The organism is Nocardioides ginkgobilobae, from assembly GCF_054781275.1.
Window position 1 is genome coordinate 113,904 of sequence record NZ_BAAGUS010000004.1, and the last position, 18,637, is coordinate 132,540.

Below are 18,637 nucleotides of genomic sequence, written 5' to 3' on the forward strand. Positions count from 1 at the left end.
GAGAATTGAGCGACAACGAGCTGCGGTGCCCGGTCGACCACGGCGCGGGCGGTGTGACCGCCGAGGGTTCGGAGAGCGAGAACCCGGCCATCGACTCGCCCACGCCGAAGACCGGCGGGCGCCCCCGCACCCTGAAGGACTGGTGGCCCAACTCCCTGGACCTCTCGCCGCTGGCGGTCCACAACAACAAGATCGACCCCCTCGGCCCGTCGTTCGACTACCGCGAGGAGTTCAAGAAGCTGGACGTCGCGGCGCTCAAGCGCGACGTGGAGCAGGTGCTGACCACCTCGCAGGACTGGTGGCCCGCCGACTTCGGTCACTACGGCGGCCTCATGGTGCGCCTGAGCTGGCACGCCGCGGGCACCTACCGCATCCACGACGGCCGCGGTGGCGCCGGCGACGGCGACCAGCGCTTCGCGCCGCTCAACTCCTGGCCCGACAACGCGAACCTCGACAAGGCCCGCCGCCTGCTGTGGCCGGTCAAGCAGAAGTACGGCCAGAAGATCTCCTGGGCCGACCTGCTGGTCCTCGCCGGCACCGTGGCCTACGAGTCGATGGGCCTGGAGACCTTCGGCTTCGGCTTCGGCCGCGAGGACGTCTGGGAGCCCGAGGAGATCTTCTGGGGTCCCGAGGACACCTGGCTCGGCGACGAGCGCTACAGCGGCGAGCGGGAGCTGGCCGAGGGTCTCGGCGCGGTCCAGATGGGCCTGATCTACGTCAACCCCGAGGGCCCCAACGGCGAGCCCGACCCGCTCAAGGCTGCCCACGACATCCGCGAGACCTTCGCCCGGATGGCGATGAACGACGTCGAGACCGTCGCCCTCATCGCCGGTGGCCACACGGTGGGCAAGACCCACGGTGCCGGCAACGCCGACCTGGTCGGCCCCGAGCCCGAGGGCGCCGAGCTCGAGGCGCAGGGCCTGGGCTGGTTCAGCGCCCACGGCTCCGGCAAGGGCGAGGACACCATCACCTCCGGCCTCGAGGTCACCTGGACCCGCACCCCGGTGCAGTGGAGCAACGACTACTTCGAGCTGATGTACCAGTACGAGTGGGAGCTCGAGAAGAGCCCCGCCGGCGCCTGGCAGTGGGTGGCCAAGGACGCCGAGGCGGTCATCCCCGGTCCCACGCCGGACTCGCCGAAGCGCAAGCCCACGATGCTCACCACCGACCTCGCGCTGCGGATGGACCCGGAGTACGACAAGATCAGCCGCCGCTTCCGCGACAACCCCGAGGAGTTCCGCCTCGAGTTCGCGAAGGCCTGGTACAAGCTGCTGCACCGTGACATGGGTCCGGTCAGCCGCTTCCTGGGCCCCGACGTCGCGCCGGTCCAGCTCTGGCAGGACCCGGTGCCGGACGTCGACCACGAGCTGGTCTCGGAGTCCGACGTCGCCGCGATCAAGGCCAAGGTCCTCGACTCCGGGCTCAGCGTCTCCGAGCTCGTCCAGGCCGCCTGGGCCTCGGCCGCGAGCTTCCGCAAGACCGACAAGCGCGGCGGTGCCAACGGCGCCCGGATCCGCTTGGAGCCCCAGCGCAGCTGGGAGGTCAACGCCTCGGTCGTGCCCGTGGTCGAGAAGCTCGAGGAGATCAAGGCCGAGCTCGAGTCCGCCGGCACCCGCATCTCCCTGGCCGACCTGATCGTCCTGGCTGGCTCGGCCGCGGTCGAGAAGGCCGCCAAGGACGCCGGCGTCGAGGTCACCGTGCCCTTCCACCCCGGCCGCACGGACGCGACCCAGGAGATGACCGACACGGACTCCTTCCGGGTCCTCGAGCCGCGCGCCGACGCGTTCCGCAACTACCTGCGGTCCGGCGAGAAGCAGCAGCCCGAGGTGCTCATGGTCGACCGCGCGTACATGCTCGGCCTGACCGCGCCGGAGATGACCGTCCTGGTCGGCGGCCTGCGGGCGCTGGGCAACAACGTCGGCGGCACCGACCACGGCGTGCTCACCGAGCGCCCCGGCGTGCTGAGCACCGACTTCTTCACCAACCTGCTCTCGCCGGGCACGGTGTGGAAGGCCTCGCAGGACCAGGAGCACGTCTACGAGATCCGCGACGCCTCCACGGACGAGGTGAAGTTCACCGCCACCGAGGTCGACCTGATCTTCGGCTCCAACTCGCGCCTGCGCGCGCTGGCCGAGGTCTACGCCAGCGACGACGCCCGGGAGAAGTTCGTCCGCGACTTCGTCGCCGCCTGGGTCAAGGTCATGGACAACGACCGGTTCGACCTGCGCTGAGCCGCAGCCAGGACCGCACGCTGGCCCGTCGGCGCCTCCCTCAGGAGGCGGCGGCGGGCCAGCGCCGTTCCACGGCACCCCACGGGTCGGCGTACTCCTGCCCCGTGCCGGCGTACGGCGAGCGCCGCTGCGCCAGCGCCGCCAGCGGCGGTCCGGCCAACCGCAGCAGGTAGCGCTTCCAGCCGACCTGCCGGCGGATCTCCTCGAGCAGCTGCGGCCAGCTGACCCGCTGGAAGTCCAGCGCCTCCTGGGCGCGCGCGGTGTCCATCCAGTCCGTGGCGAACCACGTCGTGTCGTCGTCGGGGTCGCCGGGCAGCCCGGGCGGCACCGCACCCTCCATGCCGAGCGCCGAGGTGTAGCCGACGGCGATCTCCCGCTGGAGCAACCGGTGGCTCTCGTCGCCGCCGATCATCAGCACCTCGCCCAGGACGTCGGCCTCGACCGCGGCCGTGAAGGCCCGCGCGACGTCACGCACGTCGACGGTCTGGATCCGTCCGTCGTCCGGCAGCGCCGCGGAGAAGTACGCCGTCGCCGGGTCGTTGCCGGCGCTGGACACCTCGGTGGTCATCACCCCGCCCAGCCGCAGGACGACCCAGGGCGTGGCGGCCGCGCGCACGATCTCCTCGGCCGCGGCCTTGTGCCGGCCGTACAGGTCGCTGGGGGCCAGGGGCGTGTCGGCACCCAGCAGCCCGAGGCCGCGGTGCGGGTTGCGCGAGCCGTGCACCGCCACGCTCGAGGCGTGCAGGATCCGCGCCGACGGGGCGTGCGCGGCGACGGCCTCGACGACGTTGCGGGTGCCGCCGACGTTGACCCGCTCGGCCAGGTCGGGGGCGTCGTAGCAGGCCGGCGGGATGATCGCGGCGAGGTGCACGACGGCCCGCGGGGCGCTCGCCTTCACCAGGCCGCGCGCCTGCTCCGGGGAGGTCAGGTCGGCCCAGCGCCAGTAGAGGTCGCGCTCGCGGGGGAGCGAGGCGGCGTGGTCGCGGTTGGCGCGGGTCCCGAGGTCGGTGGCGACCACCGGGTAGCCGCGTGACCGCAGGGCCGCGACCGTCGCGCGGCCGACCAGGCCGCAGGCGCCGGTGACGAGGACGGGAGCGTCGGTGAGCACGTCGGGAGCCTAGACGGGGAGCGGGAGGGGGACCGGGGGCCGGGCTCAGACCGGGGTGATCGGCAGCGAGCGGCGCGGCTCGAAGACGAACGAGGAGCCGGTGCTGAACCGGGTCACCGCCACCTCGTCGGCCTCCGACGCCGGGTCGCCCTCGACCAACGCCGCGGTCCAGTCCTGCGCGGACCCGACCAGGTCGACGTCGTACCGGGGGTCGACCGCGCGCACCACCGCCTGCAGCGCCGAGGTCTCCCCGGGGCCGACCAGGTCGATCCAGGAGCCGTCCTCGTGGGCCGGTGAGAGGCGCACGTGCAGGCCCCCGCCGTCCACCGTCGCGTCGACGTACGCCGCCGGGTTGAGCAGCGGGTGCAGCGCCAGCAGGCGCAACGCACCCGCGCGGTCGTGGGGGAGGTCGAGCACCCGGTGCAACCGTTCCGCGGCGATGCCGGCCAGCCCGACCAGCTGCTTGCGGCAGATCTCGCGCGCCTGCTCCTCGCTCGCGGCGCGGGCCTGGACCGCGCGCACGAAGGACAGGTTGAGCAGGTGCATCTGCAGGCAGACCTCGTCGGCGATCCGCACCAGCGCCGAGTGCGAGAAGGCGGAGAAGTCGAGGTCGGAGAGCAGCGGGCCGGCGTAGTCGGCAGCACCCTCGTCCGCCGAGGTGCTGGTGTCGATCGGCTCCAGCTCCAGCGAGGCCGCCCGCGTCCGCGCGATGTCGAAGTACGCCGGCAGCGGCTCGACCGGCGGGTGCGCGGCGTCGATGATCACGGTCCAGGCGCAGTGCGGGGTGCGGTCCGCCGGCACCCGCGGGGGGCGGTGGACCGGGCGCACCTGGGCGCGCGGGTTGGTGGCGACCGCGGTGGCGTCGAAGGTCGGGTCCTCGATGTCGTGGCACATCGCCCTCACGTAGTCGGGACCCATCGGCTCCACGTCCATGAGCGCCCCGCAGTGGTCGAGCCGGAACTCGCCGTGCCACGGGTCGTGGACGGTGTAGCGGAAGTCCATGAACTGGGGAGGAGCGCCGATGTCGAGCTGGAGGCCCTTGAAGATCGTCACGACGTCGCCCTCGCCCGCCACGGGCGGTGCGTAGCCGAGCGCGTCCTGCATGCGCCGGGTGTAGATCGGCGAGGCGCCGGACCACTCCTCGATGGCGATCTCGGCCATGGCCTCGCGGCCGAAGGCCTGGATGCACCAGGCCATGCCCGAGCGGTCGATGAGCTGGCCGACGAGCAGCAGCTCCGGGACCAGCCGGGCCAGCTCGTCACGGTCGAGGTCGGCGTAGCGAGACCGGGCGGCGGCCATCAGCCACCCACCCCCGAGTCGAAGACGGGTCCGCAGAGGAAGTCGCCCGAGGAGACCTGCTTCCAGGTGCCCCCGTCGAGCTGGATGAACTTGATGCACCCGGGGGTCTCCTTGGCCCCGATCTGCATGGGGGCGTGGATGCCGTTGGAGTCCCACCCGCGGACGCCGCGCACGGCCTCGACGAGGGCAGGCCCGGTCAGCTTGCCGCCGAGCTCGGTCGCCTTCTGCACGAAGAGCCGGGCCGCGGACCAGGCGAAGAGGCCGTAGTAGTTGGGGATGGAGCCGGGCGCGGTCCGCTCGAGCCACTGGCGGTAGAGCACCATCTCGGGGATCCGGGTGTCGTCGAAGAGCTGGGTGACGGAGTAGACCAGCGTGCCGTCCACGGCCTCGCCGCCCTGCTCGACGTACCTCTCGTCGTAGACCGTGGGGTCGGTGACGAACTGCGCGTCCACGCCCTGCTGCTGCATCGCCTCCTGCAGCCGGATCGTGAACTGGAAGGGCCCGAAGTACTGCACCATCCTCGCCCCGTCGTCCTTCATCTGCTGGGCGTAGGGCGCGTAGTTGAACTCCGAGGTGGCGATGCCCTGCACGCGCACGACCGTGATCCCCTGCTTCTCGAAGGCCGCGGCGAAGCTCTCGGCGTTGACCTTCGCTGCCGGCACGTCGACGTAGTAGATCGACAGGGCCTGTGTCCCCTCGCGCTCGGCCTGCTTGAGGTAGTCGCTGATCGAGCGGGCGTGCAGGTTGGGGGAGAGGGAGTACGCCGAGAAGCAGCTGGGGCACTCGGCGCGCTGCGGCGTGACGGTGAACGCGCGGAGGTCCGGCAGCCCGCACGACTCGGCGGTGGCTGCGCCACCCTGGTCCTGGCTCGAGACCGAGCCGACCGCGGCGAAGGTCTCCGCGCACGCCCGGGTGTAGGCCTGCTGGTCCCCGGCGGAGTCCGAGCGGGTGTCGAGGGCCGACAGACGCAGCGAGCGGCCGCAGATGCCCTTGCTGTTGGTCGCGTTGTAGTAGGTCACGAAGGCCTTGGTGGCGTCCTGGGCGGCCTGGAACAGCCCCGGCACCGGACCGGAGATGTCGGCGACGTTCGCGATCGTGATCTCGGAGTCGGTGATGCCGGTCGAGTTCTCGAAGCCCTCGCACGACCCCGCCTCGACACCGCCGTCGGCGGCGGTGGCGCCCTTGCCCGTCGGAGCGTCGCCGCCGGCAGCGGGCCCACCTCCGGAGCCGCCACTGGTGCCGCCGGTGGTCGTGCCCCCGCCGCTGGCGCCGGAGCCGACCGCCCCGGAGCCTTGGTCGCCGGGCGCGGCCCCGGGGACGGCGCCGTCCTCGGCCACGACGGGTTGGCCGTCGGCCCCGATGAGCACGCCCTGGCCGTTCATCCGGGCCATCGTCCCCGCGTCGATCCGGGACCCGCAGGCGGTGAGGGCGAGGACGAGCGCGGCCGAGCAGGCCAGCACCAGACGTGGTGCCTTGGGCCGACGGGAGGGGCGGTGCATGGGGCCTCCGAGGGGGGCGGGTTCACGGGGTCAACGAGACGTTGAGACCTGGGTCACATCTGGGGCGTGGTCCCGGGGTGCTTGCGTTCCTGCTGGAACAGGTTCTAACTTGGACACGTGTCCAGTCAAGTGTCCATCGTCGCGCGGCAGGTCGTCGACGGTCGCCGCGCCGAGACCCTCGAGCGGCTGCTCGAGGCCGGGGCCGAGGAGCTGCGGGCGGTCGGTCACGAGGCCCTCACCGTGCGGACGGTGGCCGCGCGGGCGGGCGTGTCGCCCGCCACGGCCTACACCTACGTCGCGAGCAAGAACCACCTCTTCGCCGAGCTCTTCTGGCGCTACCTCGACGCCGAGCGGCCCGAGCCGACCGGCACGGACGCGCTGGCCCGCCTGCGCTCGACCACGCGCGCGCTGTGCGAGCACATGGCCGCGGCACCCGAGCTCGCCGCCGCCGTCACCCCGGCGCTGCTGAGCTCGGACCCCGACGTGGAGCGGCTGCGGCTGCGCATCGGCGGGGAGTTCCTGGCCCGCTTCGCCGTAGCCATCGGCGACGACGTGCCGCGGGACCGCGTCGACGCGGTCCTGGAGGCGCTGGTCATGGCCTTCTCGGGCGCGCTGCTCCAGAGCGGCATGGGCCTGATCGCCTACACCGACCTCGCCGACCGCCTCGACCCCGTCGTCGCCGCCATCATGGAGGGCCACCTGTGACGCTGACCCACGAGCCGGCCACGCGCGACGTCGCCGGCTTCGACATCTACGAGCACGCCGTGCAGGACGACCCGCTGCCGTGGTACCGCCTGCTGCGCGACGAGGCGCCGCTCTTCCACAACGTCGAGCACGACTACTGGGTGCTCAGCAGGCACGCCGACGTGCACCGCGCGACCCGTGACGACGAGGGCTTCTCCAACCGGATGGGGGTCACCCTCGACGCGAGCGCGTGGAACGAGCACGCGCACCTGGTGATGTCGTTCCTGGCGATGGACGCCCCCGAGGCGACCCGGCTGCGTCGGTTGGTCTCGCGCGCCTTCACCCCCCGACGGGTGCGCGAGCTCGCGCCGACCGTGGAGCGGCTGACGGCGGCGTACCTCGACGCGGCGCTGGAGCGCGGCCCCTCCCTGGACTGGATCACCGACGTGGCCGGGCGGATCCCGATGGACGTCATCAGCGACATGATGGGTGTGCCGGAGTCCGACCGCGCCGAGGTGCGGCGTCTCTCCGACCTGCTGGTGCACCGCGAGGACGGCCTGCGCGACGTGCCTCCCGCCGGCATCGAGGCCAGCATGACGCTCTTCGCCTACTACGCCGACATGCTCGCCGAGCGGCGCCGCCGCCCCTCCGACGACCTCACCAGCGCGCTGCTCAACGCCGAGGACGAGTCGGGCCGCATGACCGACGCCGAGATCACCGCCTTCCTCTTCCTCATGGTCGTGGCCGGCAACGAGACCACCACCAAGCTGCTGGGCAACGCGCTCCACCACCTCTCGGGGGAGCCCGCGCAGCTGCGCGAGGTGCTCGCCGACCCGACCGGTCCGCTCGTCGACCCGTGGGTGGAGGAGACGCTGCGCTACGACGCCTCGACCCAGTACGTCGCCCGGCTGGTGACCCGCGACCTGTCCCTGCACGGGGTGACCGCACCGGCCGGCAGCAAGCTCCTGCTGGCCCTGGGCGCGGCCAACCACGACGACCGGGTCTTCACCGACCCCGACCGCTTCGACGTCCACCGCAGCCCGGCCGAGCTCGCCGAGCACGTCAGCTTCGGCGGCGGCCGGCACTTCTGCCTCGGCGCCAACCTCGCCCGGCTCGAGGCGCGCCTGGTCCTGCGGGCCCTGGTCGACCGCGTGTGCGACCTCGAGGTCCACCACGACCGGTCGGTGCGCTTCTACTCCGCCAACGTGCGCGGCTTCGCGCGGCTGCCGATCACCGTCACCCCTCGGGCCGGGGCGCGCTGAGGTGGGTCGCGAGAAGTACGCCCGCCCCGAGCGGCGGCCGGTCGTCGTGACCGGTGCCTCCTCGGGCATCGGTGCCGCCACGGCCCGCACCCTGGCGGCCGCGGGCTACCCCGTGGCGCTGGGCGCACGGCGCGAGGAGCGGCTGGTCGAGCTGGTCCAGGAGGTCCGCGACGCCGGTGGTGAGGCGGTCGGGCACCGGCTCGACGTCGCCTCCACGGAGTCGGTGGAGGAGTTCGCGGCCAAGGTCGTGGCCGACCTCGGCGAGGTCGAGGCGGTCGTCTCCGGCGCTGCCCAGCTGGCCCCGGGCACGATCCACGAGGTCGACAGCGACCGGATCTCCCGTGAGCTCGAGGTCAACGTCGTCGGCACCCACCGGCTGGTGCGGGCCTTCGTGCCCGGCATGGTCGAGCGCCGCCGCGGGGACCTCGTGGTCCTCTCCAGCGACGTCGCCGTGCGCGCCCGCCCCTTCATGGGTGCCTACACCGCCGGCAAGTGGGGCCTGGAGGGCCTGGCCCACGCCATGCAGATGGAGCTCGAGGGCACCGGCGTCCGCGTCTCGATCGTGCGGCCAGGCCCCACGTGGAGCGAGATGGGCATGGACTGGGACCCCGCCGAGGCCGCCAAGGTCCTCGACGCCTGGGGCCGCTTCGGCCACGCCCGGCACCCGCACTTCCTGCAGCCCCAGCCGCACGCCGATGCCATCCGCGCCATCCTCGACGCCCCTCGCGGGGTCCACCTCAACCTCGTCGAGGTCTCGCCCGAAGCCCCAGTGGAGGACATGTGACGACCACCCACGAGCGTCCGCCGCACCAGCGGCCGGCCGCCATCGAGGCGATCCCGGAGGTCTCCTTCGCGATCCCCGACGAGGACGGCTGGGGGCACCTGGCCGAGCTGCGCACCGACCCGGTCGCGCTGCTGGAGCGCGTGCACGCCGAGTGCGGCGAGATCGGCCGATTCCGGCTGGTCGACAAGGACGTCGTCCTGGTCACCGGCGCCGAGGTCAACGAGCAGTTCTTCAAGGCGCCGGACACCACGCTGGACCAGGCGGCGGCGTACCCCTTCATGACGCCGATCTTCGGGGAGGGCGTGGTCTTCGACGCCTCGCCCGAGGAGCGCCAGCAGGCGCTGAAGAACCAGGCGCTGCGCGGTGACCAGATGCGCGGGCACGCCCGCACCATCGAGAACGAGATCAACCGGATGGTCGCGCAGTGGGGTGACGAGGGCGAGGTCGACCTGCTCGACTTCTTCGCCGAGCTCACGATCTACAACACGGCTGCCTGCCTGGTCGGGCTGCCGTTCCGCGACGAGATCGACGCCCGGTTCGCCGAGGCCTACCACGGACTGGAGCGGGGCACCGACGCGCTGGCCTACGTCGACGCCTACATGGAGGGCGTGGAGTCCTTCGAGATCCGCGACCGCTCGCGGGCCGTCCTCGTCGACCTCGTGCAGGGGATCATCGACCGACGCCGCGCTCGCGGCACGGTCCCGCGCGAGGAGCGTGACCTGCTCGACGTCCTGATCTCGCTGGACATGAGCGCCGACTACATCACCGGCGTCTTCATCTCGATGCTCTTCGCCGGCCACCACACCTCGTCCGGCACCTCCGCGTGGACCCTGATCGAGCTGATGCGGCACCCGGACCGGATGGCCGAGGTCGTCGCCGAGCTCGACGAGCTGTACGCCGACCCGGGCGACGGCACGACGGTGGAGGTCTCCTTCCAGGCGCTGCGCTCGATCCCGCGGCTGGAGTCGGTCATCAAGGAGACGCTGCGCCTGCACCCGCCGCTGATCATCCTCATGCGCCTGGTGCAGGAGGAGATCGAGCTGGCCGGACACGCCATCCCGCCCGGGACGATCGTCGCCTCCTCGCCGCGGGTCTCGAACCGGTTGGCCGAGGACTTCCCCGACCCCGAGAGGTTCGACCCGAGCCGCTACCTCGACGGCCGCCAGGAGGACCTCCAGAACCGCTGGACCTGGATCCCCTTCGGAGCCGGCAAGCACCGCTGCGTGGGCAACGCGTTCGCGATGATGCAGATCAAGGCGATCTTCTCGGTGCTGCTGCGCGACTTCGAGTTCGAGCTGGTGCAGCCGAGCGAGACCTACCGCGACGACTACTCCAAGATGGTCATCCAGCTCCAGCGCCCCTGCCGCGCCCGCTACCGGAGGCGGCAGAAGGGGCAGCAGCGATGAGCCTCCACGTCCTGGCCGACCTGGACATCTGCCAGGGCCACCAGATGTGCCAGGCCGAGGCGCCGACCGTCTTCGGCTTCGACGAGGCCGCCGACGTCGTCGAGGTCCTCGACGCCCACCCCGACGAGTCGCTGCGACCGCAGGTCGAGGCGGCCGTGAGGTACTGCCCCGCCTTCGCGCTGGGCATCGCTGACCAGGAGGAGACCCATGAGTGACCTGACCCGCGCCGAGATCGACGAGTTCTGGGAGACCTGGCTGCAGGTCAACCGCGACTGCGAGCGCTCCGGCGACTGGCGGCCGATGGCCGAGTGGTACGCCGAGGACTGCACCTACGGCTGGATGCTCACCCCCGACGAGCACTTCATGGCGGTGGGCCGCGACCAGGTCCGCGACTGGGCCATCGGCATCGAGATGGACGGCTTCGACGGCTGGCACTACGACTACATGTGCACCGTCGTGGACGAGCAGAAGGCCATGGTCATCGGCTTGTGGAAGCAGATGTCGGGGATCATCGACGACCGCACCGGCAAGGAGTTCGAGGTCACCGGTCTCGGCGGCTCGTGGTTCGGCCTGAAGCGGGTCGCCGAGGGCGCGGACGCCGGCCAGGTGAAGATCGACTGGCAGCGCGACTGGTTCGACTTCGGGTCGATGGCGCACACCATGATGGAGATCCTCTCCTCGGGCAAGGCGCCGGCGACTCTCCAGGAGCGGGTCAAGGTCTTCGGCCACGACGTGCCCGGCCACTACCACCTGGCCGACCTGCCCTCGACGGTCTGGCCGCCGCCGGTCGAGGCGGGGAAGTACGTCACGCAGGCACCCGCCCCCGTGGGTGTGCTCGACGAGGGGGCCGGGGCATGAGCCGCTTGACCATCACGCTGCCGCCTGCCCAGCAGCTCGTGGACGGCAAGCTGACCGGCGCGTCCGACGGCGCGACGTACCCGATCCTCGACCCGGCCACCGGCCAGCAGATCGGCGTCGCCCCCGACAGCACCGCCGACGACGTCGACGCGGCGATCGCGGCCGCACGGCGGGCCTTCGACGAGTCCGACTGGGCCACCGACCGCGACCTGCGCGTGCGCTGCCTGCGCCAGCTGCACGCGGCGCTGCTGGAGGAGGCGGAGGAGCTCAAGACCCTCACCACCGCCGAGGTCGGCATGCCCGGCTTCATGATGATGGCGGCCGGCTTCGACGTGCCGGTCGAGGGGCTGAGGTGGGTCACCGACCTGCTCGAGGGCTACGCGTTCGAGACCGACCTGGGCGAGGCCGCCCCGATGGGGATCCCCACGCGGCGCACCGTGCGGCGCGAGCCGGTCGGGGTGGTCGCGGCGATCTCGCCGTGGAACGTGCCGACCCAGATCAACCTGGCCAAGATCGGCCCGGCCCTGGCTGCGGGCTGCACCGTCGTCCTCAAGCCCGCGCCGGACACCCCGTGGGTGGCCGCGGAGCTCGGGCGCCTGGTGGCCGAGCGCACCGACATGCCCGCCGGGGTGCTCAACGTCGTCACGCCGCGGTCCAACGAGGTGGCCGCCCGTCTGACCTCCGACCCCCGCGTCGACATGGTCTCCTTCACCGGGTCCACCGCGACCGGGCGCGCGATCATGGCCGCGGCCGCACCCACGCTGAAGAAGGTCTTCCTCGAGCTCGGCGGCAAGTCGGCCGCGGTCGTCCTGGACGACGCCGACGTGGCCTCCGCCGCAGCCGGCACCGCCTTCACCGTCTGCATCCACGCCGGCCAGGGCTGCGCGCTCACGACCCGGCTCGTGGTGCCCCGCGAGCAGTACGACGTCGCCGTGCAGGCGGCCGCGGACACGATGGCGGCGATCGGCACCGCCGACCCGGCCGACGAGGGAGCGATCTGCGGCCCGGTGATCTCCCGCGTGCAGCGCGACCGGGTCGAGGCCTACCTGCGTCTCGCCGAGGAGGAGGGCGGCAGGTTCGCCACCGGTGGCCACGTGCAGGAGAAGGACGGCGAGCTCGCCGGCGGCTGGTGGGTCGAGCCGACCGTGGTCGCGGGCCTGGACAACAGCAGCCGGCTGGCCCAGGAGGAGATCTTCGGGCCGGTCCTGGTCGTGATCCCGCACGACGGCGACGACGACGCGGTGCGGATCGCCAACGAGTCCGACTTCGGCCTCTCCGGCTCGGTCACCGCCGGCGACCCCGAGCGGGCCGCCGCCGTGGCCCGCCGCATCCGCACCGGCACCGTCTCCGTCAACGGCGGGGTCTGGTTCAGCCCGGATGCCCCGTTCGGCGGCTACAAGCAGTCCGGCCTGGGCCGCGAGATGGGCGTGGCCGGCTTCGAGGAGTACCTCGAGACGAAGACGCTCGCGTTTCCCGCTTGAGCTTGCTCAAGCGGGAAACAGGCGAGCGGGTCGAGCAAGCCCGCGACCGAGGCACGAGGTCGCGACGGCGTGTCGAGACCGCGTGACGTACCTAGGAACGGCGACAACAGGCAGATGAGAGAGAAGACGAGCATGAGATTCCACGACAAGGTCGCCGTCGTCACCGGCGCGGCCCAGGGCATCGGCGAGGCCTACGCCAGGGCGCTCGCCGCCGAGGGCGCGAAGGTGGTCGTCGCCGACCTCAACGCCGAGGCCGGCGAGCAGGTGGCCAAGCAGGTCGAGGCCGACGGCGGCACGGCGATGTTCGTGCGCACCGACGTCAGCAGCCACGAGTCCGCCGCGGCCATGGTCGAGGCCGTCACCGCGGCGTACGGCGGGATCGACCTGCTGGTCAACAACGCCGCGATCTACGGCGAGATGGCCTTCGACCTGCTCATCAGCGTCGACTGGGACTACTACAAGAAGTTCATGTCGGTGAACATGGACGGCGCGCTGGTGATGACACGGGCGGTCTACCCGGAGATGCAGAAGCGGGGCGGGGGCGCGATCGTCAACCAGTCCTCGACCGCGGCCTACCTCTACTCCGGGTTCTACGGCCTGGCCAAGGTCGGCGTGAACGGCCTGACCCAGCAGCTGGCCCACGAGCTCGGCGGCATGCGCATCCGGGTCAACGCCATCGCTCCCGGGCCCACCGACACCGAGGCCACGCGGGTCCAGGCCGGCGACGCCGCCAAGGACATCGTCCGCACCAGCCTCGCGCTCAAGCGGATGGGCCGGGTCGAGGACATGGTCGGCGCCTGCCTCTACCTGCTCTCCGACGAGGCCTCGTGGGTGACCGGGCAGATCCTGGCCGTCGACGGCGGCCAGACCTTCCGCCTGTGAGCGCGGGTCTCCAGGTCGGCTTCGTCGGCCTCGGCAACATCGGCAAGCCGATGGCGCTGCGGCTCGCGGCGGCCGACGGGATCTCCCTCGGGGTGCACGACGTCGCGCCCGGCCCCCTCGAGGAGCTGGCCGCCGCCGGCGCCACCGTCGCCTCGTCGGTGCCCGAGCTGGCTGCCGACTGCGACGTGCTGTGCGTGATGGTGCGCGACGACGAGCAGGTGCGCGACGTCATGGGCCAGGTCCTCGGTGTCGCGGGGGACCGGCTGACCGTCGTGGTGCACTCCACGGTCGCGCCGGACACCCCGCGCGCCCTCGAGGTGACCGCCGCCCGGCACGGGGTGCGCGTGCTCGACGCCCCCGTCTCCGGCGGCGGCATGGGCGCGGCGGCCGGCACCCTGGCGATCCTGGTCGGGGGCAGCGACGACGCCTTCGCCGCCGCCCACCCGGTGCTCGCGGCGATGAGCAGCAAGGTCGTGCACGCCGGGCCGATCGGGGCCGGCACGCGCTTCAAGCTCGCCCGCAACCTCATGCACTTCGTGGCGTTCACCGCCGCGACCGAAGCCCAGCGGCTGGCGGAGGCCGCCGGCCTGGACCTGCGCGCGCTCGGCGACGTGGTGCGCCACACCGACGCCGTCACCGGCGGCCCGGGCGCGATCATGCACCGCGAGACGACCGCCCCCATCGCCGAGGACGACTTCTGGTTCGGGGTCTTCGAGCACGTCGTCGCGCTGGGGGAGAAGGACCTCACCTTCGCCACGGCGCTGGCCGACGAGCTCGGTGTCGACGTGCCGCTGGCCCGCCTCGCGCTCGAGCGCCTCGCCCCCGGGCTGGGCATGCCGCACTCTCCCCTCCTGGCCGACCCCGCCGCCGACGACACCGCGACCGAGGAGCACCCGTGACCGACCGTCCCGGCAAGTTCGATCACCTGCCCGAGACCCGCCGCCGCGGTCTGGAGAAGATGGAGCAGGTCTACGGCTTCGAGATGTCCGACGGCGAGGGCGACTTCTTCCGCTACACCGCCGACCACCTCTTCGGTGACGTCTGGCAGCGCCCCGGGCTCTCCGACCGGGACCGCCGACTGCTGCTCATCGGCCTGCTCGCCGGCAAGGGGTACGCCGACGTGCTCGGCATCCAGGTGCCGGCCGCCCTCGCCAACGGCGAGCTCGACGACGCGGCCCTCCGGGAGGTCGTGATCATGGTCTGCCACTACGCCGGCTGGCCCGATGGCGCGAAGCTCAACGCCGTCGTCGAGGACGCCATCGGCAAGGCCGAGCGCGCCCGGGACCAGGCCGGGAACTGACCGGTCCAGTCGGGCAGGCCCTCCTGTCAGAATCTGTGCCAGAGCTCTTGACCGACCCCTAGGACCCCTCTTGAATCCTCCTGTGAGCTACGACACCGTCATCCGCCGCGGCCTCTGGTTCGACGGGACCGGCGCCGCACCCTCGATCCGCGACCTCGGCATCCGCGACGGCCGCGTCGTCGAGGTGTCCGTGGACCCGCTCGAGGCAGGCCCCGGCACCGAGGTCGTCGACGCGACGGGCCGCTGGGTGATGCCGGGGATGGTCGACATCCACACGCACTACGACGTGGAGGTGCTCGAGGGCCCGGGGCTCTCGGAGTCCCTGCGGCACGGCATCACGACGCTGCTGCTCGGCTCCTGCTCGCTCTCCACCGTCCACGTCGACCCGGTCGACGCCGGTGACCTCTTCGGCCGGGTCGAGGCGATCCCGCGCGAGCACGTCATCGGGGCGCTGCAGCGGCTGCGCGACGCCGGCGAGGGCTGGGACGGCCCGGCGGAGTACGTCGAGGCGCTCGAGCGCCGTGCGCTCGGCCCCAACCTCGCGGCCTTCGTCGGCCACTCCGACCTGCGCGCCGCGGTCATGGGCCTGGACCGCGCGACCCGCAAGGAGGTGCGACCCAGCCGCTCGGAGGTCGCGCGCATGGAGCGGATGCTCGGCGACGCCCTCGACGCCGGCTTCGTGGGCATGTCGGCCCAGCAGCTGCTCTTCGACAAGCTCGACGGCGACCTGTGCCGCTCGCGCACGCTGCCCTCGACCTACGCCAAGCGCCGCGAGATGCGCCCCCTGCGCTCGCTGCTGCGTCGCCGCGGCCGGGTGCTGCAGGCCGGCCCCGACGCCAGCCACCCGCACACGATCGTCACCCAGGCGCTCGGCTCGATCGGCTGGGGCAAGCAGCCGGCGCTGCGCACCAGCCTGCTCTCGGCCGCCGACATCAAGGCCATCCCCTTCGTCATCCACCTGATGAACCTGCTCGGCGGCGTGGTCAACCGCCTCGGCGCCGACTTCCGCTGGCAGCACCTGCCCGTGCCGTTCGAGGTGTACGCCGACGGCATCGACCTGGTGATCTTCGAGGAGTTCGGCTCGGGGGCGACCGCGCTGCACCTGCAGGAGCAGGCCGCGCGCGAGGAGCTCTTCCGCTCCGAGGAGTACCGCCGGGCCTTCCGCAAGGACTACGAGTCGAAGTACGGCCCGCGGGTGTGGCACCGCGACTTCTTCGACGCCGAGATCGTGGCCTGTCCCGACGCCTCGGTCATCGGCAAGTCCTTCGGCCAGGTCGGCCTCGAGCGCGGCGGACTCCACCCGGTCGACGCCTTCCTCGACCTCGTCCTCGAGCACGGCACCGCCGTGCGCTGGCGCACCACCATCTCCAACCACCGCCCGAAGGTCCTGCAGCGGATGGCGCAGAGCCCGCACGTGCAGATGGGCTTCTCCGACGCCGGTGCGCACCTGCGCAACATGGCCTTCTACAACTTCGGGCTGCGGCTGCTCAAGCACGTGCGCGACGCCGAGGTCGCCGGTCGGCCGTTCCTCACGGTCGCCCAGGCCGTGCACCGGCTCACCGGCGAGCTCGCGGACTTCTACGGCATCGACGCCGGGCACCTGCGCGTCGGCGACCGTGCCGACGTGCTCGTGGTCGACCCGGCCCACCTGGACGCCTCGCTGGAGGAGTACCACGAGGCGCCGGTGGAGATCTACGGCGGGCTGCGCCGGATGGTCAACCGCAACGACGCCGCGGTGCCGCTGGTGATGGTCGGTGGTCAGGTGGTGGTCCGCGACGGCGAGCCGACCGACATCGTCGGCCGGCAGCGCACCGGGTCGTTCCTGCGGGTGGGTCAGCCGACGGCGGCGCCCGCTGCTGCTCCGGACGCGTCGCCCGCGGTCAGGGGCACTGCGCCAGCACCCGCCTGAGCGCGGCGTCCTCGGAGTCGTCGACGGCGAGGTCCCAGGCGTCCTTGACCGCCACCCAGCGCAGCACGTAGGCGCACTGGAAGCGGGCCCGGGGGAGCCAGGCGGCCGGGTCGTCGTCACCCTTGGCGGCGTTGGTCGGCCCGTCGGAGGCCACCAGCACGCCGAGGTCGTTGGCGAAGGCCTCGCGCCGCGCTGCGCTCCAGCCGCTCGCGCCCGAGCGCCAGGCCTCGGCGAGCGGGACGACGTGGTCGATCTGCACGGCCTGCGCCTGGGCGGGGTCCTTCATGTCGGTCATGACCAGCCGCGCCCCGGTGTAGGGGTCGACCCACGTGCCGGCTAGCACGTCGTGGTCGCAGCCGTCCTGGCGGGTCGTCGTGGTGCTGCCGGGCTCGGCGTCGCGCACGAGCACGTCGTCGCGCTGGTTGCAGCCGTTGCCGTCCACGTCGGACCACGGCGGCCCGAAGGCGTCGCGGTCGTACGCCGGTCCGCCCGGGTCCCGGTCGGTCCGCGGCAGCCGGCCCAGGGCGTCGAGCGCGTCGGCAGGGGACAGCTCGCGCACGGGGGCCGGGTCCGCCGACGGCGTACGGTCGGTCGCCGGGAGGGTGCAGCCCGACGCCAGCACGGCGACCGCCGCCCCCAGGGACGCCCGGGCAGCCGCGCGGCGGAGGGCGGGGGAGCAGGGCACGGGCGGAGCCTCCCACGTCCCGCCGACACCGCGGCGCACCGCGGCACCGTGCGGCACCGCGGCTGCCCGCGGCTGCGGAACGGGAAGTGCGGACGACGGTGCCGCGTCGGCCCTAGGTTGGCCCCATGAGTCAAGCACCCGCAGGGTGGCACCTGCAGCCGGACGGTCGCGAGCGCTACTGGGACGGCACGCAGTGGACCGCCCACTTCCGCCCCGGCCCCGCCCAGCAGGCCCCCGAGGGCCAGCCGACGTACTACCCCGACCCCACCGCCCAAGCCGCGCAGGCCGCCCAGGCCGACCCGGCCCAGCAGGGCTACCCGCAGGGGTACGCCGGCTACCAGCAGGGCTACCCGCAGCAGGGCTACGGCCCGGCGTACCCCCAGCAGGGCTACGCGCCCGGCTACCAGGGCACGCCCTCGTCGGGGTCCTCCAACACCACGAAGATCGTGCTCATCGTCATCGGCGTGCTGATCCTGGTCCTCGGTGGCGGCTGCCTGGCCGTGGTCGCCCTCGTCGGTGGTGCCGTCAACGAGGCCGTGGAGACGATCGAGCGCGAGGACGACCAGCCCGGGGGCCCCGACAACCCGCTGGAGATCACCGAGGGAGAGGCCTTCGAGGTCTCCGGCTTCGACTACGACCCCGGGTGGTCGGTGGTCGGTGACTTCGTCGACGACGCCGACATCGAGGGGCTCAAGCTCACCAACAACCGGGACACCCCCCGACAGCGCCTTCGTCGAGATCAAGCTCTGGTCCGGCAACGAGATGCTGGCCACCGTCGACTGCTACACCGACGAGGTCGCCGTCGGCACCAAGGTCACCGTGGACTGCTCGTCCTTCGACGACCTGCCGGCCAGCTACGACAGGATCACCATCAACGACACGTTCTGAGCAGCGGCCCACGAGGGCCGTGCACGGCGAGAGCCCCCGACCAGGAGGTCGGGGGCTCTCGTGCTGGTGGGCGATACTGGGTTTGAACCAGTGACCTCTTCCGTGTCAAGGAAGCGCGCTACCGCTGCGCCAATCGCCCGGGTCTTGAGTTGTGGTGGGGCTGGAGGTGGGTACGGGATTTGAACCCGTGTACACGGATTTGCAGTCCGTTGCCTCGCCTCTCGGCCAACCCACCGCGGAGGCCAAACAATGGAGAGACCTCTCCGAGCGGACGACGAGGCTCGAACTCGCGACCTCAACCTTGGCAAGGTTGCGCTCTACCAACTGAGCTACGTCCGCTTGCTTCCCCAGGGTTGCCCCT

The 18,637-nt window shown here is 72.3% G+C and carries 17 protein-coding genes and 3 tRNA genes; 13 read left to right on the forward strand and 7 right to left on the reverse strand.

The features are described 5' to 3' along the window. The first annotated feature begins 5 nt into the window (after positions 1-5). Complete coding sequence (gene katG, locus ACYVID_RS05660) at positions 6-2,231, forward strand: catalase/peroxidase HPI (RefSeq protein ID WP_460735269.1); 2,226 nt, start codon at positions 6-8, stop codon at positions 2,229-2,231. A gap of 40 nt (positions 2,232-2,271) precedes the next feature. Here katG and ACYVID_RS05665 read toward each other — a convergent pair whose 3' ends face one another. From ACYVID_RS05665 to ACYVID_RS05675, 3 genes are read right to left on the reverse strand one after another with little or no spacing between them, the layout of a single operon-like run. Beyond that, complete coding sequence (locus tag ACYVID_RS05665) at positions 2,272-3,339, reverse strand: NAD-dependent epimerase/dehydratase family protein (RefSeq protein ID WP_460735271.1); 1,068 nt, start codon at positions 3,337-3,339, stop codon at positions 2,272-2,274. 45 nt (positions 3,340-3,384) lie between these two features. After that, a complete protein-coding gene (locus tag ACYVID_RS05670) occupies positions 3,385-4,638 on the reverse strand; it encodes a hypothetical protein (RefSeq protein ID WP_460735273.1) in 1,254 nt (417 codons plus the stop codon). Beyond that, complete coding sequence (locus ACYVID_RS05675) at positions 4,638-6,137, reverse strand: ABC transporter substrate-binding protein (RefSeq protein WP_460735275.1); 1,500 nt, start codon at positions 6,135-6,137, stop codon at positions 4,638-4,640. Before ACYVID_RS05675 ends, ACYVID_RS05670 begins: the two co-directional genes overlap by 1 nt. Positions 6,138-6,254: 117 nt before the next feature. Between ACYVID_RS05675 and ACYVID_RS05680 the strand changes: the two genes are divergently transcribed. The 11 genes from ACYVID_RS05680 to ACYVID_RS05730 all read left to right on the forward strand — a co-directional run bounded on the left by ACYVID_RS05680 (position 6,255) and on the right by ACYVID_RS05730 (position 16,703). Then, entirely contained in the window at positions 6,255-6,842 is a 588-nt protein-coding gene (locus ACYVID_RS05680) for a TetR/AcrR family transcriptional regulator (RefSeq protein ID WP_460735277.1), read from the forward strand. Further along, positions 6,839-8,083 (forward strand): cytochrome P450, encoded by a 1,245-nt coding sequence (locus ACYVID_RS05685; RefSeq protein ID WP_460735279.1) that lies wholly within the window; start codon positions 6,839-6,841, stop codon positions 8,081-8,083. Before ACYVID_RS05680 ends, ACYVID_RS05685 begins: the two co-directional genes overlap by 4 nt. Position 8,084: 1 nt before the next feature. Then, positions 8,085-8,867, forward strand: a complete 783-nt coding sequence (locus tag ACYVID_RS05690) for an SDR family oxidoreductase (RefSeq protein WP_460735281.1) — start codon at positions 8,085-8,087, stop codon at positions 8,865-8,867. Further along, complete coding sequence (locus tag ACYVID_RS05695; RefSeq protein WP_460735283.1) at positions 8,864-10,273, forward strand: cytochrome P450; 1,410 nt, start codon at positions 8,864-8,866, stop codon at positions 10,271-10,273. The genes ACYVID_RS05690 and ACYVID_RS05695 overlap by 4 nt, the downstream gene beginning before the upstream one ends. Beyond that, positions 10,270-10,488, forward strand: coding sequence for a ferredoxin (locus ACYVID_RS05700; RefSeq protein ID WP_460735285.1), 219 nt, complete (start codon positions 10,270-10,272; stop codon positions 10,486-10,488). Before ACYVID_RS05695 ends, ACYVID_RS05700 begins: the two co-directional genes overlap by 4 nt. Continuing rightward, positions 10,481-11,131: a nuclear transport factor 2-like protein gene (locus ACYVID_RS05705; RefSeq protein ID WP_460735287.1), complete on the forward strand. Its 651-nt coding sequence runs from the start codon at positions 10,481-10,483 to the stop codon at positions 11,129-11,131. Before ACYVID_RS05700 ends, ACYVID_RS05705 begins: the two co-directional genes overlap by 8 nt. Then, positions 11,128-12,612, forward strand: coding sequence for an aldehyde dehydrogenase (locus ACYVID_RS05710; RefSeq protein WP_460735289.1), 1,485 nt, complete (start codon positions 11,128-11,130; stop codon positions 12,610-12,612). Before ACYVID_RS05705 ends, ACYVID_RS05710 begins: the two co-directional genes overlap by 4 nt. A 132-nt stretch (positions 12,613-12,744) precedes the next feature. Continuing rightward, the gene (locus ACYVID_RS05715; protein WP_460735291.1) at positions 12,745-13,494 is read left to right on the forward strand and encodes an SDR family oxidoreductase; all 750 of its coding nucleotides are present in this window, start codon (positions 12,745-12,747) and stop codon (positions 13,492-13,494) included. Beyond that, on the forward strand, positions 13,491-14,393 hold the full coding sequence (locus ACYVID_RS05720) for an NAD(P)-dependent oxidoreductase (protein ID WP_460735293.1): 903 nt from the start codon (positions 13,491-13,493) through the stop codon (positions 14,391-14,393). Before ACYVID_RS05715 ends, ACYVID_RS05720 begins: the two co-directional genes overlap by 4 nt. Further along, the gene (locus ACYVID_RS05725) at positions 14,390-14,794 is read left to right on the forward strand and encodes a carboxymuconolactone decarboxylase family protein (protein ID WP_460735295.1); all 405 of its coding nucleotides are present in this window, start codon (positions 14,390-14,392) and stop codon (positions 14,792-14,794) included. The genes ACYVID_RS05720 and ACYVID_RS05725 overlap by 4 nt, the downstream gene beginning before the upstream one ends. 82 nt (positions 14,795-14,876) lie before the next feature. Continuing rightward, positions 14,877-16,703 carry an N-acyl-D-amino-acid deacylase family protein gene (locus ACYVID_RS05730; RefSeq protein ID WP_460735297.1) on the forward strand — a complete coding sequence of 609 codons (1,827 nt, stop codon included), beginning with the start codon at positions 14,877-14,879 and terminating at the stop codon, positions 16,701-16,703. On the opposite strand, the gene ACYVID_RS05735 is transcribed toward ACYVID_RS05730, so the two are convergent. Continuing rightward, entirely contained in the window at positions 16,675-17,388 is a 714-nt protein-coding gene (locus ACYVID_RS05735) for an HNH endonuclease family protein (protein WP_460735299.1), read from the reverse strand. The genes ACYVID_RS05730 and ACYVID_RS05735 overlap by 29 nt on opposite strands. A 125-nt stretch (positions 17,389-17,513) precedes the next feature. Between ACYVID_RS05735 and ACYVID_RS05740 the strand changes: the two genes are divergently transcribed. Beyond that, entirely contained in the window at positions 17,514-18,362 is an 849-nt protein-coding gene (locus ACYVID_RS05740; protein WP_460735301.1) for a DUF2510 domain-containing protein, read from the forward strand. On the opposite strand, the gene ACYVID_RS05745 is transcribed toward ACYVID_RS05740, so the two are convergent. The 3 genes from ACYVID_RS05745 to ACYVID_RS05755 form a co-directional block, all read right to left on the reverse strand. After that, a tRNA-Val gene (locus ACYVID_RS05745) sits at positions 18,341-18,415 on the reverse strand. The two genes, ACYVID_RS05740 and ACYVID_RS05745, sit on opposite strands and share 22 nt — an antisense overlap. Before the next feature lie 22 nt (positions 18,416-18,437). After that, positions 18,438-18,511, reverse strand: a tRNA-Cys gene (locus tag ACYVID_RS05750). Positions 18,512-18,542: 31 nt separating this feature from the next. After that, positions 18,543-18,615: transfer RNA gene (locus ACYVID_RS05755), tRNA-Gly, on the reverse strand. Positions 18,616-18,637: the final 22 nt, after the last annotated feature.

Coding starts and splice junctions, on each gene's coding strand:
- ACYVID_RS05670 (WP_460735273.1), bottom strand. CDS start 4,638: ATGGCCGCCGCCCGGTCTCGCTACGCCGACCTCGACCGTGACGAGCTG.
- ACYVID_RS05675 (WP_460735275.1), bottom strand. CDS start 6,137: ATGCACCGCCCCTCCCGTCGGCCCAAGGCACCACGTCTGGTGCTGGCC.
- ACYVID_RS05700 (WP_460735285.1), top strand. CDS start 10,270: ATGAGCCTCCACGTCCTGGCCGACCTGGACATCTGCCAGGGCCACCAG.
- ACYVID_RS05705 (WP_460735287.1), top strand. CDS start 10,481: ATGAGTGACCTGACCCGCGCCGAGATCGACGAGTTCTGGGAGACCTGG.
- ACYVID_RS05710 (WP_460735289.1), top strand. CDS start 11,128: ATGAGCCGCTTGACCATCACGCTGCCGCCTGCCCAGCAGCTCGTGGAC.
- ACYVID_RS05715 (WP_460735291.1), top strand. CDS start 12,745: ATGAGATTCCACGACAAGGTCGCCGTCGTCACCGGCGCGGCCCAGGGC.
- ACYVID_RS05740 (WP_460735301.1), top strand. CDS start 17,514: ATGAGTCAAGCACCCGCAGGGTGGCACCTGCAGCCGGACGGTCGCGAG.